Below are 14,898 nucleotides of genomic sequence, written 5' to 3' on the forward strand. Positions count from 1 at the left end.
AAATTAGTTAAGCATGAAAAGTGTACAAAGTAAGTACCTGATACTCAGAAATAATTTATAAAATCAATTGCGTAGTTTCTACGTATAACAGTCTGAGTAACGTCATTCTTAACATTGAAATGGAGATTCAATATGTCAGAAGTGACACAACAACCTACGCATTATCGCTTGTTAAATGTTTTAAAGGCTATAGGCCCTTACTTAAGGGAGCCGCAATCAGAAGAAGGCCACTATATTTTTGATTGCTTGTCTGTGTGTGTGAACGATAAAAAATCGCCAGAAGAACGTGAGTTTTGGGGCTGGTGGTTGGAGTTGGATAAGTCGGAAGAAGGATTTTCGGCGAAGTACAACACGGGTAAATACAACATCGATGGTAACTGGGATCCTTTGCCATTACCTAAAAAGGCGATCGCTGAGGTCTCTCGAACTCAAGAAGCCTTTCACCAAAAGCTGGTTGATGAACTTCAAAAGAAATTTGAAATCGGCGTTCAGTTAGACGAAGAGTCTGTCGAATTCGTCTGATTTTAAAGGTTACTCTTCTATATAAAGCAAAAAGGTGCGATTTCGCACCTTTTCTGCTTGTGAATTCCCCTTTTGATTGCTAAAACATCACCTCTTATTTGTTTTATCCATAAAAGACTTCATGACAACAAATCATCAAAGCGGGACAACAACACAGCGTAAAACTGTCGTTGTTAAACTGGGTACCAGTGTCTTAACTGGTGGAACATTGGCTTTAGACCGCGCTCATATGGTTGAGCTGGTTCGTCAATGTGCTGAATTAAAAAAACAAGGCCACTCTGTGGTTATGGTTTCGTCTGGCGCAATTGCAGCCGGACGTGAGCACCTTGGTTACCCCGCACTTCCCAACTCGATGGCAAGCAAACAATTGCTTGCGGCAGTTGGGCAAAGTCAGTTGATTCAAGTTTGGGAGTCTTTGTTTGCTATCTATGGCCTTAAGATTGGCCAGATGCTACTGACTCGTGCTGATCTCGATGATCGCGAGCGTTTTCTTAATGCACGTGACACGATCAATGCGCTTGTTGAGCACGACATTATTCCTGTAGTAAACGAAAACGACGCAGTAGCCACCAACGAAATTAAAGTGGGCGACAATGATAACTTGTCGGCCTTAGTGGGTATTTTGTGCGGTGCTGATAAGCTTTTGCTATTAACGGACCAAAAAGGCCTGTTTACGGCTGACCCTCGTAAAGACCCAAATGCTGAGCTCATCAAAGAAGTGAAAACTATTGATGACACACTGCGCAAGATCGCAGGCGGCAGTGGTACTACGTTAGGTACTGGCGGCATGGCGACAAAACTGCAGGCGGCTGATATTGCTCGTCGCGCTGGCATCGAAGTAATTATTGCTGCGGGCAGTGCTGAAAATGTGGTGTTTGACTCACTGAGTGACAACCCACAAGGCACACGTTTCTTGCCTTTAGCGGAAGCGCTTGAAAACCGTAAACGCTGGATTCTAGCGGGCCCTGCTTCAGCTGGTGACATTGTGGTCGACGACGGCGCAGTAAACGCAGTCAACACTAAAGGCAGCAGCTTGTTGGCGAAAGGGGTTGTTCGAGTTAAAGGCGAATTCTCTCGTGGTGAAGTCACCCAAGTCACAGACAGTAAAGGCAAAGTAATTGCGCGTGGTATCGCCAGTTATTCAAGCCAAGACCTAGCAAAAATTGCAGGCAAGCACAGTAAAGATATTGGCGACATTCTTGGATACGATTACGGGTCAGAAGTCATTCACCGTGACGACCTGGTTGTGATTCAAGAGTAGTTCGTGATCTCGTGATGATAAGGCGAATCACCTTTTTGCATCCAAAGACAGACAGAATTTAGGGAGAGTTAAACGTGGATTTAACTAACATGGGTATCGCAGCAAAAGACGCTGCTTTCCACCTAGCGACCGCATCTACGGCGCAAAAGAATAAAGCATTGGCGATTATCGCTGATGAGCTAGAAGCAAACGCAACAACGATTTTAGAAGCAAACGCGAAAGATATCGAACTTGGCCGTGAAGCGGGTCTGACTGATGCACTGCTTGATCGTCTATTGCTGAACGAAGAACGCTTAACCGGTATCGCTAACGATGTACGTAACGTGATTAGCCTGAATGATCCAGTCGGCAGCGAGATTGACAGTAAGGTACTTGAAAACGGTATGTCACTGTCTCGCCGTCGTGTACCACTTGGCGTGGTTGGTGTTATTTATGAAGCGCGTCCAAACGTAACCATCGATATTGCAGCACTGTGTCTCAAAACTGGTAACGCAAGCATCCTACGTGGCGGCAAAGATACATTCTTCTCAAACATGGAGCTGGTTAAAGTAATCCAGTCTGCATTAGAGAAAGCGGAACTTCCTGCGGCTTCTGTGCAGTACATCGAGAAACCCGATCGTGAACTTGTCTCTCAACTGCTTAAACTGGATGACTACGTGGATATGATCATTCCTCGTGGTGGCGCTGGTCTGCACAAAATGTGTAAAGAAAACAGCACCATTCCAGTGATCATCGGTGGTTTCGGTATCAGCCATATCTTTGTTGATGAGAGCGCTGATCTTGAGAAGTCTGTTGATGTGGTTGAAAACTCGAAAGTTCAACGTCCATCTGCATGTAATTCATTGGATACGCTGCTAGTGCATGAAGCGGTTGCTGAGGCTTTCCTTGCTAAGCTAACACAGCGTTTAGCAGGCAAAGTAACCTTGGTTGCTGACGCTAGTGCAAAATCATTGCTTACTGGTTTTGAAGACCAACGTGATGCCGTTGAAGGTGACTTTGACACTGAATGGCTAAGCTACACGCTAGGCGTGAAAGTGGTTGCTGACGTTGCAGAAGCGATTGACCACATGCGCGTACACAACGCGAGTCACTCAGATGCGATTATGACTAACAGTCTAGAGAGCTCAGAGCGCTTTATTAATTCAGTCGGTTCAGCTGCAGTCTATGTGAATGCATCAACACGTTTTACAGATGGCGCACAGTTTGGTTTAGGCGCTGAAGTCGCAGTATCTACCCAGAAACTACATGCTCGCGGCCCAATGGGCTTAGAAGAGCTGACAAGCTACAAGTGGGTAGGTAAAGCGAACTATTTAGTTCGCGGTTAACGCTGGTCGTTAATTTTACTCCTCAGCTCATTTTTGAAATGGCGATCGAGTAGCAATAATCAATGAATTACCACACAAAAGGGCCTTAATTGGCCCTTTTTCTTTCCTAACGTTTGGCAATTCCGTTACACTGATATTCAATTATTTGGAGGTGATATGCATTGTCCTTTTTGTTCAGAGAACGACACTAAAGTAATCGATTCAAGACTGGTAGCCGATGGCCATCAGGTTCGTCGTCGCCGTCAATGCCTTGCATGTAGTGAACGTTTTACGACTTTCGAATCGGCAGAACTTGTGATGCCTAAAGTCATAAAGTCGAATGGAAACCGCGAACCATTTAATGAAGATAAAATGGTCGGTGGTGTGCAGCGCGCTCTAGAAAAACGGCCAGTGAGTGCTGATGCAATTGAACTTGCGATCAGTACGATTAAGTCACAACTCCGTGCAACTGGTGAGCGTGAAGTACCAAGCGAGATGATCGGTAATCTTGTGATGGGCCAATTGAAAGAATTGGATAAAGTGGCGTACATCCGTTTTGCCTCTGTTTACCGCAGCTTTGAAGACATCCGAGAGTTTGGCGAAGAAATCGCTAAATTAGAGGATTAACTCCTCAATCATGTCAAACTTTACTCCCCTAGATTTTCAAATGATGTCGCGTGCTATTCAGTTAGCAAAACGCGGCATTTACACTACTGCGCCAAACCCTAATGTGGGTTGTGTCATCGTGCAAACCGATGGCCAGATCGTTGGCGAAGGTTTCCATGCCAAAGCTGGCGAAGCTCATGCCGAAGTACACGCTATGAGAATGGCGGGTGATAAGGCAAAAGGTGCGATCGCTTATGTCACACTTGAACCTTGTTCTCATTACGGTAGAACGCCGCCTTGTGCTGAAGGTTTGATTAAGGCTCAAGTTTCAAAAGTGATTTGTGCCATGCAGGACCCAAACCCTAAAGTCGCAGGCCGTGGTATCAAGATGCTACGCGACGCAGGTATTGAGGTTGAAATCGGCTTGTTAGAGCAAGATGCTCTCGATTTAAATCCTGCATTTATTAAGCGTATGCAAACGGGCATGCCATTTGTTCAGTTAAAGATGGCCGCTAGCCTTGATGGACAAACGGCATTGGAAAATGGTCAAAGCCAATGGATCACATCGCCAGAAGCGCGTCGTGATGTTCAGAACTTTCGAGCAAAATCAGGCGCGGTGCTATCAACCAGCCAAACGGTGATTGAAGACAACGCGTCGCTGAATGTTCGCTGGGCAGAATTGCCAAGCAGTACCAAAATAAATTACGTTGAAGACGAGCTGCGTCAGCCGATTCGCGTGATTCTTGATCGCCAAAATCAACTGTATCCTGAGCTCAAGTTATTCCAGACTCCAACTTCGGTATTGAGAGTTGCTGAAACCTCTGCTGATATTGAGGTCAGAACAACGGATACTGGTCAGCTTGATTTACACGATTTGATGCGTCAATTGCCAGCGAACCATATTGATCATATTTGGGTCGAAGCGGGCGCGACATTGGCAAAAAGCTTGATTGAAGAACAGTTGGTGGATGAGCTAATCCTCTATTTAGCACCTAAACTTATGGGCAGTGACGGACGAGGTTTGATGGGCGCATTAGGGCTCACTTCAATGTCTGACGTTATTGACCTAGAAATTAAAGATGTTCGACAGGTTGGTGTGGATATTCGCATTGTTGCGAAACCCGTATTTCGAAACTGATAGTAACGAAACCACAGTAGAAATAGTTACTCCAACTGCATACGTGTCGTTGACAACAAAAAGAGTTTTAAAATGTTTACAGGAATTGTAGAAGCCGTAGGTACATTGAGTGCAATCACTCCCCGCGGAGAAGACATCACCGTAACGGTTAATGTTGGTAAGCTTGATATGGCTGACGTTAAGTTAGGCGACAGTATCGCTACCAATGGTGTGTGTTTGACAGTTGTTGAGTATAACGACCACAGCTACAGTGCAGACCTTTCGCTTGAGACCCTGAAAAAAACGGGTTTTGTCGATTACCAAGCGGGCGATAAAGTTAACCTTGAGAAAGCAATGTTACCAACCACGCGTTTCGGTGGACACATCGTGTCTGGTCACGTTGATGGCGTGGGTGAGATTGTTGAACGTAATCAAGTTGGTCGTGCGATTGAGTTCTGGGTAGAAATGCCAGCAGAAATCTCAAAATACGTGGCTCAAAAAGGTTCAGTAACGGTCGATGGTATCAGCCTAACGGTGAACGATTTACGCAAGAACGCATTCAAGCTGACTATCGTTCCTCATACCTCTTCAGAAACGACCATCGACCAATTCAATGTCGGTCGTAAAGTGAATCTAGAAGTTGATGTATTAGCGCGTTACATGGAGCGTTTACTGCAAGGTCAGCAGCAAGAGTCTGAGCCTGAATCTCGATTAACGATGGAATTCTTACAGCAGAATGGTTTTGCCTAACCGTTGATACAAAGTGCGTTAAGCGAGACTTTGTAAAGCGAAGCAATATCATCAGGTTTAAATAGTGTCGGTTCTAGGAAGCAGAACCATTTCAAAGGATATAGAACAATGCCAATTAGTACTCCTCAAGAAATTATTGAAGACATTCGCCTAGGAAAAATGGTTATCCTGATGGATGATGAAGATCGCGAAAATGAAGGCGATCTGATCATGGCAGCAGAACATGTGACGCCAGAAGCGATTAACTTCATGGCGATGTATGGCCGTGGCTTAATCTGTCTGACGCTAACCAAAGAGCGTTCAAGCCGTATGGGTCTAGCCCCTATGGTTCAAGACAACAATGCACAGTACACCACGAACTTTACGGTTTCGATTGAAGCGGCTGAGGGTGTAACGACGGGTATCTCTGCATCAGACCGTGCAGTGACAGTTCAAGCGGCAGTGGCGAAAGATGCGAAAGCGGCTGACTTAGTTCAACCTGGCCATATCTTCCCTCTGACTGCTCAAGAAGGTGGTGTTCTAACGCGTGCAGGCCATACTGAAGCAGGTTGTGACTTAGCTCGGTTAGCAGGCTGTGAGCCTGCGTCTGTTATCGTTGAGATCCTAAATGACGACGGCACCATGGCACGTCGTCCTGATCTTGAAGTCTTCGCTGAAAAACACGATATCAAATTAGGCACCATTGCTGACTTGATTGAATATCGCAACAACACAGAAACGACGATTGAACGTGTAGCACAATGCCATTTGCCAACAGAGTTTGGTGACTTTGAGCTTGTGACTTACCGTGACACGATCGATAACCAGATCCACTATGCAATGCAAAAAGGCAGCTTAACCGAAGGTGCTCCTTTGGTGCGTGTTCACCTGCATGACACGTTCACTGACCTGCTTCATTCAGACCGTGGTACAGAGCGTAGCTGGTCGCTAGATAAAGCGATGAAGCGCATTGGCGATGAAGGCGGTGTGCTGGTTATTCTTGGCAACGAAGAGTCGTCTGATTCTTTGATTCATAAAGTGAAGACGTTCGAAGCTCAAGATAAGAATGAGCAACCAACCATGGCTAAGAAACAAGGTACTTCTCGTCGTGTTGGTGTGGGTTCTCAGATTCTACAAGACCTTGGTGTTCATGATATGCGTCTGCTTTCTTCAAGCACCAAGCGTTACCACGCATTAGGTGGCTTTGGTCTTAACGTTGTTGAGTATGTTTGCGAGTAAGTCGATATATCTCTGTTTATAGCAACATAATTTACCGATGATTCCAGTGGCTCTTTTGGTGATTCGTTTTGCCAAAAGAGCAAAGTAGTTAAGCCCGATTCAAAACGTGTTAAATACACGAGCTTGACTACTGGTTGCTCCTATATGGTTGAGAGCGGTGCTGCGTTATCATCTTTACATCTCCGGTGTCTGTTCTTCTAAATTAGCATTAGATATTGCTCACAGTTTTGTGCTAGAATCCGGCGATTCTCACTTGATGAAAATAGTTAAAGGAAGGCTTATGAAAGTGATCGAGGGTGGCTTCCCAGCGCCAAATGCAAAAATTGCTATCGTTATTGCTCGTTTCAACAGTTTTATTAACGAAAGTTTACTTTCTGGTGCAATCGATACTTTAAAGCGTCATGGACAAGTAAGCGAAGACAACATCACTGTTGTTCGTTGCCCTGGTGCAGTAGAACTTCCACTTGTAGCGCAACGCGTTGCAAAAACAGGTAAGTTCGATGCGATTGTATCTCTTGGTACAGTAATCCGTGGCGGTACACCTCACTTTGACTATGTTTGTAGTGAATGTAATAAAGGTTTGGCACAAGTGTCTCTGGAATTTTCTCTTCCAGTAGCGTTTGGTGTTCTTACTGTTGATACGATCGATCAAGCTATTGAACGCGCAGGAACCAAGGCTGGTAATAAGGGTGCAGAAGCCGCACTTAGCGCACTTGAGATGATCAACGTTCTTTCTGAAATCGATTCCTAATGGGGGCCAGTGTGAAACCAGCCGCACGTCGTAACGCACGTCAATTTGCTCTACAAGCAATTTATTCTTGGCAAATTACTAAAGAAAATATTGCTACCGTTGAAGAACAGTTCTTATCTGGTGGTAAGTATGATGAAGAAGAGCATCATGCCGCAGAACCTGCTCTAGCTATGCCAGAAACAGACGTTGCATACTTCCGCGACTTACTAACTGGTGTTGCTCTTAGCCACATGGAACTTGATAGCAAGCTTCGTCCATTCGTATCTCGCCCTATGCAAGATCTGGATTTGATGGAACTAGCGCTTCTACGTTTAGCTATGTACGAGATGACTCGTCGCGAAGATGTACCATACAAAGTGGTTATCAACGAAGCTATCGAGCTTGCGAAAGTATTCGCAGCAGAAGACAGCCATAAGTTTGTTAACGGTGTGCTTGATAAAGCTGCACCGCACGTTCGTAAGAAATAAGACGTTCGTATATTGAATCTAAAGGTCAGCTTTTATGCTGGCCTTTTTTGTAACTAAATTATCGTAATACCAATAATTACGGTGATTTGTGTGAAGACTAAAGATAGGGCATGTGATGTCTGGCGAATTTAACCTGATTGAAAAATATTTTGTAAATCGACAACCACAACGTAAAGATGTACATCTGGCAGCGGGCGATGACTGTGCTTTGGTCAAAGCGCCGGGCAATGTTGAGATAGCGATCAGCACGGATACCTTAGTGGCGGGCACTCACTTCTTAACAGAGGCGAATCCGGCATGGGTAGCACACAAGGCGTTGGCTTCGAACATTAGCGACCTTGCGGCGATGGGTGCGACGCCTGCCTGGGTTTCATTTGCGTTAACCATGCCAGAAGTTGATGAAGAATGGCTTGCTCCCTTCTGTGATTCCTTCTTCAAACTTGCAGACTATTTTGGTATTCAACTTATTGGTGGTGACACGACCAAAGGGCCGCTGAGTTTAACGCTGACTGTACAGGGCTTTGTGCCAGAAGGCCGAGCACTACGCAGAGATGGCGCGAAAGTGGGGGACTGGATTTACGTAACGGGTAACTTAGGTGACAGCAAAGCTGGGCTAGAGGTGATATTAGACCCAGAACAGAACAAAGCTAAGCCTTATGCACTTGAGCTAGAAGAGAGGCACTACATCAGCTCTCCACGAGTATTGGCGGGTCAGGCGCTCGTGAACCTAGCTTCATCGGCTATTGATATCTCTGATGGCGTTATTGCCGACTTAAAACACATCCTTAAGCGTTCTCAGGTCGGCGCAAGCATTGATGTGAGTGCGTTACCAATCTCCGCTGAATTACTTCAATTCTCTTCTGATACCGGTTCTGCACAGCAGTATGCATTGACCAGTGGTGAAGAGTACGAACTCTGCTTTACCGTGCCGGAAGAGAATAAAGGTTCATTGGAAAGTGCTTTGTCGCACACAGGTACAAAAGTCACCTGCATTGGCCAGATAAGACCTGTAGAATATTTTGAATTACACAATAATGGTGAACCACTAAGCTGGAACTTAACTGGTTACGATCACTTTAAGGTTAACTGATGACAAATCCACTTTCTCTTATTTCTCTTAAAAATCCTTGGCACTTATTGGCTACGGGTTTTGGCAGTGGCTTATCGCCGATTATTCCAGGCACAATGGGCACGCTTGCGTCGATTCCATTTTATCTATTGCTGGTTCAGTTACCGTTTCCTGTTTATGTCGCAGTAGTGGTTGTTAGTTGTATTATCGGTATCAAGATCTGCCAGGTGACATCTGATGATATGGGTGTACACGACCATGGCTCTATCGTATGGGATGAGTTTGCGGGCTTTTGGATCACCATGGGTCTAGTGCCTTTATTGAATATCCCTACGGATGACTGGAAATGGTTATTCACTGGTTTTGTCCTATTTCGCTTTTTCGATATGGTGAAGCCTTGGCCTATTGGCTGGCTAGATAAACGAGTACACGGCGGCTTAGGTATCATGATTGATGATATTGTGGCAGGTATTATGGCGGCTGTTGCCTTGTACGCAGTGGCACATTTCGCGGGCTGGTTAGTTTAAGTTAGCTAAAGGATTAAGACTTAGTTGCAAGCATATTAAGCTAAGTCTCGGATACTAAAAAGGTTGACCCTAGGGCCAACCTTTTTTGATTTGTTGCTTATACCGTTTGCTTGTGAAAGCTATTTAACAAGGTAATCAGAGATAGAGTTCTCTATGCCTTTAGCATCTAAGCCAAGCTCTTCATGCAGTTCGCCTTGAGTACCTTGAGCAATAAACTTGTCTGGGAGGCCAAGATTCAATACTGGCATCAGTAGTTTCTCTTGCATCAAGAATTCAATCACACCCGCGCCCGCACCACCTGCTATTGCGTTTTCTTCGATAGTAACAAGTACATCGTAGTCTGCAGCAAGTTGTTTGATCAAAGCTTCATCGAGTGGCTTCACAAAGCGCATATCAGCAACTGTCGCATCGATAGCGTCTGCGGTTTGAAGTGCACTCTCAAGGAAAGTACCGAAGCTTAGGATAGCGACTTTCGAGCCATCTTTTGCTTTTTTGCTTTCGCGAACGATACGACCTTTACCAATCTCTAGCGCAGTAAACTCACTTTGAATCTCGGTGCCCATACCATTACCACGAGGATAACGAACGGCACTTGGACCTGTGTGCTGGTGACCAGTGTAAAGCATTTGGCGACATTCGTTTTCGTCGCTTGGTGCCATGATCACCATGTTTGGAATACAACGCATAAAGCTTAAGTCGAACGCACCTTGGTGTGTTTGACCATCGGCTCCAACAAGACCTGCACGGTCAATAGCGAACATAACCGGTAGATCCATGATAGCGACATCGTGGATCAGTTGATCGTAGCCACGTTGTAGGAATGTCGAGTAGATAGCCACAATCGGCTTATCACCCGCAATCGCCATACCCGTTGCTAGTGTCACTGCGTGTTGCTCAGCAATCGCTACATCGAAGTATTGCTCTGGGTACTCTTTCGAGAAACGTACCATGCCAGAACCTTCACGCATTGCTGGCGTAATTGCCATCAGCTTAGGATCTTGCGCAGCCATATCACACAGGAAGTCGCCAAAAATCTTAGAGAAAGTTGGTTTAGAGCTGGTGCTCTTAGGCAGACTTGAGTGTGCGGGATCGAATTTCGGTACGCCGTGGTAACCGATTGGATCTTTCTCTGCAGGCTCGTAGCCTTTGCCTTTCTTGGTCATGATATGCAGGAACTGAGGGCCTTTAAGGTCTCTCATGTTCTTAAGCGTTTTAATCAGCTCATTCACATCGTGACCGTCAACCGGACCAATGTAGTTAAAGCCTAACTCTTCAAACATGGTGCCAGGGACAACCATGCCTTTCAGATGTTCTTCTGTACGACGAACCAGCTCTTTAATCGGCGGAACGCCCGATAGCACTTTCTTGCCGCCCTCACGAATTGACGTGTAAAGACTGCCAGAAAGAACTTGAGCTAGATGGTTGTTTAGCGCACCGACGTTTTCAGAGATCGACATCTCGTTATCGTTCAGGATAACCAGCATGTCATTGTGAATATCACCCGCGTGGTTCATCGCTTCGAAGGCCATACCTGCGGTGATCGCACCATCGCCAATCACACTGACGACTTTACGATTCTTGCCTTCTTTCTTCGCACTGATCGCCATACCAAGTCCAGCACTGATCGATGTTGAAGAGTGACCAACAGAAAGCGTGTCGTACTCGCTCTCTTCACGCCATGGGAATGGATGCAGTCCATCTTTTTGACGAATAGTCGATAAGCGGTCACGACGACCAGTAAGAATTTTATGTGGGTAGGCTTGGTGGCCAACATCCCAAACCAACTGGTCGAAAGGCGTGTTGTACACATAGTGCAGAGCAACTGTTAGCTCCACTGTACCTAAGCCTGATGCTAAGTGACCACTTGACTGGCTCACTGAGTTAAGAAGATAGGTACGTAATTCATCACAAAGCTGTGTAAGCGTCTCTTTTGGAAGTAGACGCAAATCCTCTGGCTTATCAGCCAAAGCAAGAGTTGGGTACTTTGATATATCAAGAGTCATAGGTAATGCGCGCTTATTGTCTTAGTTCTTGCGCTCGATGACGTATCGGGCGAACTCTTCGAGTAACTGGGTATTGTATGGGATTGCAGCCAAAGCTTGAAGCGCTTCCTGTAGCAGAGTTTGCGCTTTTTCTTGAGCGCCCTCTAAACCTAACAAAGAAGGGTAGGTGCTTTTGTTCAATTCTTGGTCAGAACCCTGTGGCTTACCCAAAGTTTCAGTATCGCCAGTGATATCTAAAATATCATCTTGAACCTGGAATGCTAATCCAATGGCATCGGCGAACTTGTCTAATTGAGGCATCACTTCAAACGCTTTTTCACCAGCAGCGAGAGCACCTAAACGAATCGCACATTTCATTAGCGCGCCCGTTTTATTGCGGTGAACTTCTTCTAACTCTTCTAGCGTGACAGAGCGGTTTTCAGCTTCAATATCAAGAGCTTGTCCAATACACATACCTTGTGCACCAGACGCTTCTGCTAGGCGTTGAATCATTCGAACGCGATTGCTTTCCCCGTCAGCACTTAATGTGCCTTCCGCAAGTATAGTAAACGCGAGAGTTTGTAGTGCATCGCCAGTTAAAATTGCCGTTGCTTCATCGTATTTAATGTGACAAGTCTGATGGCCACGACGCAATTCGTCGTCGTCCATTGCTGGAAGGTCGTCGTGAATCAGAGAATAGGCATGAATGCATTCGATTGCAGAAGCTGGAGTGTCGAGTTCTTCCGCAGTGCAACCGAGCATTTCCCCTGTAATGTAGACAAGAAACGGACGTGCGCGTTTGCCGCCTAAAAGTAACCCATAACGCATCGCGTTAATGAGATTCTGATTTTGGTGTGGCAGGCGATCAAGCCAAAGGTTAAGTTGCTCGTTATTACGTGCTTGATAAGACAATAACGTCTCGATCATAGGGGATCTCATACAATTTGTTATTCAGGTTGTGGGTTAAAGTCACTCAGTTCTGCATTTTCATCATTTTGCAGCAGGATGCTAACACGCTGTTCAGCGTCGTTTAGTTTACTTTGACCAGCACGAGCGAGGGAGATGCCTCGTTCGAACTTTTTCAGCGCATCATCTAAAGCTAGATCACCATTTTCTAGTTGATCAACCAAGCCATCAAGCTCTTCGATAGCCGCTTCAAAGCTCATATTTTCAGGTTTCTTAGTAGCCATAATAAATCTGCGTTTGGAAAGATGAACGAACGTTACCCTAGGCCGCTAAGATGGTCAAATGTAACCAAGAATTTTTGCTAGAAAGTTCGTTTTTAAGGCGCTTGAATTTACTTTGATTGAATAACCGTGGCTTTATCGAGTTTATACGCTTTGGATAAGTCCAAAGTAAGCCAATAGTTGTGATTCAAAAACGAAAAGTGTGATACTTAGACGAAGAATTAACTAAAAGATCTTATAGTCTTGCCGATAAGAATATTATCGTCGACGTAGAACTGTAAAAAAGCATGAGGAGTGCTCAGTGGATTTAGCAACCCTAATAGGTTTGATTGGTGGATTTGCCTTCGTAATTATGGCAATGATCCTAGGTGGAAGCCTCGGGATGTTCTATGACACGACATCCGTTTTGATCGTGATTGGTGGTTCAACGTTTGTTGTTCTAATGAAATTCACCATGGGACAGTTCTTTGGTGCGGCAAAAATTGCCGGTAAAGCATTTATGTTTAAAGCCGATGAACCAGAAGATCTTATTGCTAAAGTCGTAGAGATGGCGGATGCCGCGCGTAAAGGCGGTTTCTTAGCACTTGAAGAGATGGAAATCAGCAACAGTTTCATGCAAAAGGGTATCGACCTATTGGTTGATGGCCATGATGGTGATGTGGTGCGTGCAGCACTGCAAAAAGACATCGCGTTAACCACAGAACGTCACGAACAGGGCGCTAAAGTATTTACAGCTTTTGGTGATGTTGCACCCGCAATGGGTATGATTGGTACATTGGTTGGTTTGGTTGCCATGCTTTCGAACATGGATGATCCAAAAGCGATCGGGCCGGCGATGGCGGTTGCACTTTTAACCACTCTATATGGTGCAATTCTTTCGAACATGGTGTTCTTCCCTATCGCGGACAAACTTGCTCTACGTCGTGACCAAGAGACACTGAATCGTCGTTTGGTGATGGATGGCGTACTCGCGATTCAAGATGGTCAAAACCCACGAGTTATTGACGGTTACCTGAAGAGTTACCTTAACGAAGGTAAACGTACGATTGATGGTGAAATGGCTTAAGGGGAATAAAAATGGATGAAGAAAATCCATGTAAATGTCCCCCTCCGGGTTTGCCACAATGGATGGGAACATTTGCTGACTTGATGTCATTGTTGATGTGTTTCTTTGTACTGCTCCTCTCATTCTCTGAGATGGACGTACTGAAATTTAAACAGATCGCAGGCTCAATGAAATTCGCGTTTGGTGTACAAAACCGCTTGGAAGTAAAAGACATTCCTAAAGGTACCAGCATTATTGCGCAGGAGTTTCGTCCTGGTCGCCCAGAACCGACGCCTATTGATGTAATCATGCAGCAAACCATTGATATTACGCAGCAAACTCTCGAGTTTCATGAAGGGGAATCTGAGCGTGCTGGCGGTACAATGCGTGATCAGGGCAAGATGACGGGTGGTAAATCAGCAGAAGTTTCTGCGCACAACAACCAAAACTCAGAATCAGATCAGCAGCAACAGCAAGCTCAAGAACAGTCTCAAGAGATGGAAACCTTGATGGAGAGCATCAAGAAGGCGTTGGAGCGAGAGATCGACCAAGGCGCGATTGAGGTGGAAAACCTTGGCCAGCAAATTGTGATTCGAATTCGTGAAAAAGGCGCATTCCCGTCGGGTTCTGCTTTCCTACAACCTAAGTTCCGACCTTTGGTGAGACAGGTTGCCGAGTTAGTGAAAGATGTTCCGGGCATTGTCCGAATCTCTGGGCATACTGATAATCAACGTCTTGATTCTGAGCTTTACCGTTCTAATTGGGACTTATCATCGCAGCGTGCGGTGTCTGTGGCTCAAGAGATGGAAAAGGTCCGTGGTTTCTCTCATCAACGTTTAAGAGTTCGCGGTATGGCCGATACAGAGCCAGTAGAGCCGAACGATACTGAATGGCAACGTAGCTTAAACCGTCGTGTTGAAATCAGCATTATGCAGGGCGAACCGCTTTACAGTGAAGAAGTCCCAGTAATCACTGAATAGTATTTATCAAGAATATGCATCCCAAAGCTCAATCTGTCGTAGATTGGGCTTTTTCTTTGTGTGATACACAAAAGTGTTTGTACCAAGCTAGTAAGAGAAGAGAAGAGAAGAG

Annotated in this window: 16 protein-coding genes; 13 read left to right on the forward strand and 3 right to left on the reverse strand. The window is 45.4% G+C overall.

What is annotated here, in order from left to right; all coding sequences use genetic code 11:
- The first annotated feature begins 132 nt into the window (after positions 1 to 132).
- The 11 genes from crl (at position 133) to pgpA (ending at position 9,592) form a co-directional block, all read left to right on the forward strand.
- Entirely contained in the window at positions 133 to 522 is a 390-nt protein-coding gene (crl, locus tag AB4180_RS05325; protein ID WP_009847473.1) for a sigma factor-binding protein Crl, read from the forward strand.
- Positions 523 to 598: 76 nt separating this feature from the next.
- The gene (gene proB / locus AB4180_RS05330) at positions 599 to 1,783 is read left to right on the forward strand and encodes a glutamate 5-kinase (RefSeq protein WP_012604650.1); all 1,185 of its coding nucleotides are present in this window, start codon (positions 599 to 601) and stop codon (positions 1,781 to 1,783) included.
- A gap of 74 nt (positions 1,784 to 1,857) precedes the next feature.
- Entirely contained in the window at positions 1,858 to 3,108 is a 1,251-nt protein-coding gene (locus tag AB4180_RS05335) for a glutamate-5-semialdehyde dehydrogenase (protein ID WP_102249108.1), read from the forward strand.
- A gap of 156 nt (positions 3,109 to 3,264) precedes the next feature.
- Positions 3,265 to 3,714, forward strand: a complete 450-nt coding sequence (gene nrdR / locus AB4180_RS05340) for a transcriptional regulator NrdR (protein ID WP_004734394.1) — start codon at positions 3,265 to 3,267, stop codon at positions 3,712 to 3,714.
- Positions 3,715 to 3,754: 40 nt separating this feature from the next.
- Positions 3,755 to 4,831 (forward strand): bifunctional diaminohydroxyphosphoribosylaminopyrimidine deaminase/5-amino-6-(5-phosphoribosylamino)uracil reductase RibD, encoded by a 1,077-nt coding sequence (gene ribD / locus AB4180_RS05345; protein ID WP_102249107.1) that lies wholly within the window; start codon positions 3,755 to 3,757, stop codon positions 4,829 to 4,831.
- 72 nt (positions 4,832 to 4,903) lie between these two features.
- Positions 4,904 to 5,560: a riboflavin synthase gene (locus tag AB4180_RS05350; RefSeq protein ID WP_010436361.1), complete on the forward strand. Its 657-nt coding sequence runs from the start codon at positions 4,904 to 4,906 to the stop codon at positions 5,558 to 5,560.
- Between the two features lie 108 nt (positions 5,561 to 5,668).
- The gene (ribBA, locus tag AB4180_RS05355) at positions 5,669 to 6,778 is read left to right on the forward strand and encodes a bifunctional 3,4-dihydroxy-2-butanone-4-phosphate synthase/GTP cyclohydrolase II (protein WP_102249106.1); all 1,110 of its coding nucleotides are present in this window, start codon (positions 5,669 to 5,671) and stop codon (positions 6,776 to 6,778) included.
- A gap of 280 nt (positions 6,779 to 7,058) precedes the next feature.
- The gene (gene ribE / locus AB4180_RS05360) at positions 7,059 to 7,529 is read left to right on the forward strand and encodes a 6,7-dimethyl-8-ribityllumazine synthase (RefSeq protein ID WP_004734398.1); all 471 of its coding nucleotides are present in this window, start codon (positions 7,059 to 7,061) and stop codon (positions 7,527 to 7,529) included.
- Positions 7,529 to 7,996, forward strand: a complete 468-nt coding sequence (gene nusB / locus AB4180_RS05365) for a transcription antitermination factor NusB (RefSeq protein WP_004734399.1) — start codon at positions 7,529 to 7,531, stop codon at positions 7,994 to 7,996. The genes ribE and nusB overlap by 1 nt, the downstream gene beginning before the upstream one ends.
- 115 nt (positions 7,997 to 8,111) lie before the next feature.
- Entirely contained in the window at positions 8,112 to 9,086 is a 975-nt protein-coding gene (thiL, locus tag AB4180_RS05370; protein WP_102249105.1) for a thiamine-phosphate kinase, read from the forward strand.
- Positions 9,086 to 9,592, forward strand: coding sequence for a phosphatidylglycerophosphatase A (gene pgpA, locus AB4180_RS05375; RefSeq protein WP_102249104.1), 507 nt, complete (start codon positions 9,086 to 9,088; stop codon positions 9,590 to 9,592). Before thiL ends, pgpA begins: the two co-directional genes overlap by 1 nt.
- Positions 9,593 to 9,711: 119 nt before the next feature.
- On the opposite strand, the gene dxs is transcribed toward pgpA, so the two are convergent.
- Genes dxs through xseB form a run of 3 tightly spaced genes read right to left on the reverse strand, consistent with a single transcriptional unit; the run spans position 9,712 to position 12,764 of the window.
- Positions 9,712 to 11,595 carry a 1-deoxy-D-xylulose-5-phosphate synthase gene (gene dxs / locus AB4180_RS05380; RefSeq protein ID WP_102249103.1) on the reverse strand — a complete coding sequence of 628 codons (1,884 nt, stop codon included), beginning with the start codon at positions 11,593 to 11,595 and terminating at the stop codon, positions 9,712 to 9,714.
- Between the two features lie 21 nt (positions 11,596 to 11,616).
- On the reverse strand, positions 11,617 to 12,501 hold the full coding sequence (gene ispA / locus AB4180_RS05385; RefSeq protein WP_017096792.1) for a (2E,6E)-farnesyl diphosphate synthase: 885 nt from the start codon (positions 12,499 to 12,501) through the stop codon (positions 11,617 to 11,619).
- A 20-nt stretch (positions 12,502 to 12,521) separates the two neighbouring features.
- Complete coding sequence (xseB, locus tag AB4180_RS05390; RefSeq protein ID WP_004734405.1) at positions 12,522 to 12,764, reverse strand: exodeoxyribonuclease VII small subunit; 243 nt, start codon at positions 12,762 to 12,764, stop codon at positions 12,522 to 12,524.
- A 298-nt stretch (positions 12,765 to 13,062) separates the two neighbouring features.
- Here xseB and pomA point away from each other — a divergent pair, with 298 nt between their 5' ends.
- Both pomA and AB4180_RS05400 read left to right on the forward strand, forming a co-directional pair.
- Positions 13,063 to 13,827 (forward strand): flagellar motor protein PomA, encoded by a 765-nt coding sequence (pomA, locus tag AB4180_RS05395; protein WP_009847464.1) that lies wholly within the window; start codon positions 13,063 to 13,065, stop codon positions 13,825 to 13,827.
- 11 nt (positions 13,828 to 13,838) lie between these two features.
- The gene (locus AB4180_RS05400) at positions 13,839 to 14,786 is read left to right on the forward strand and encodes a flagellar motor protein MotB (protein WP_009847463.1); all 948 of its coding nucleotides are present in this window, start codon (positions 13,839 to 13,841) and stop codon (positions 14,784 to 14,786) included.
- Positions 14,787 to 14,898 lie beyond the last annotated feature (112 nt).

This window comes from Vibrio sp. 10N.286.49.C3 (genome assembly GCF_041469545.1).
Taxonomy (GTDB): Bacteria; Pseudomonadota; Gammaproteobacteria; order Enterobacterales; family Vibrionaceae; genus Vibrio; species Vibrio tasmaniensis_A.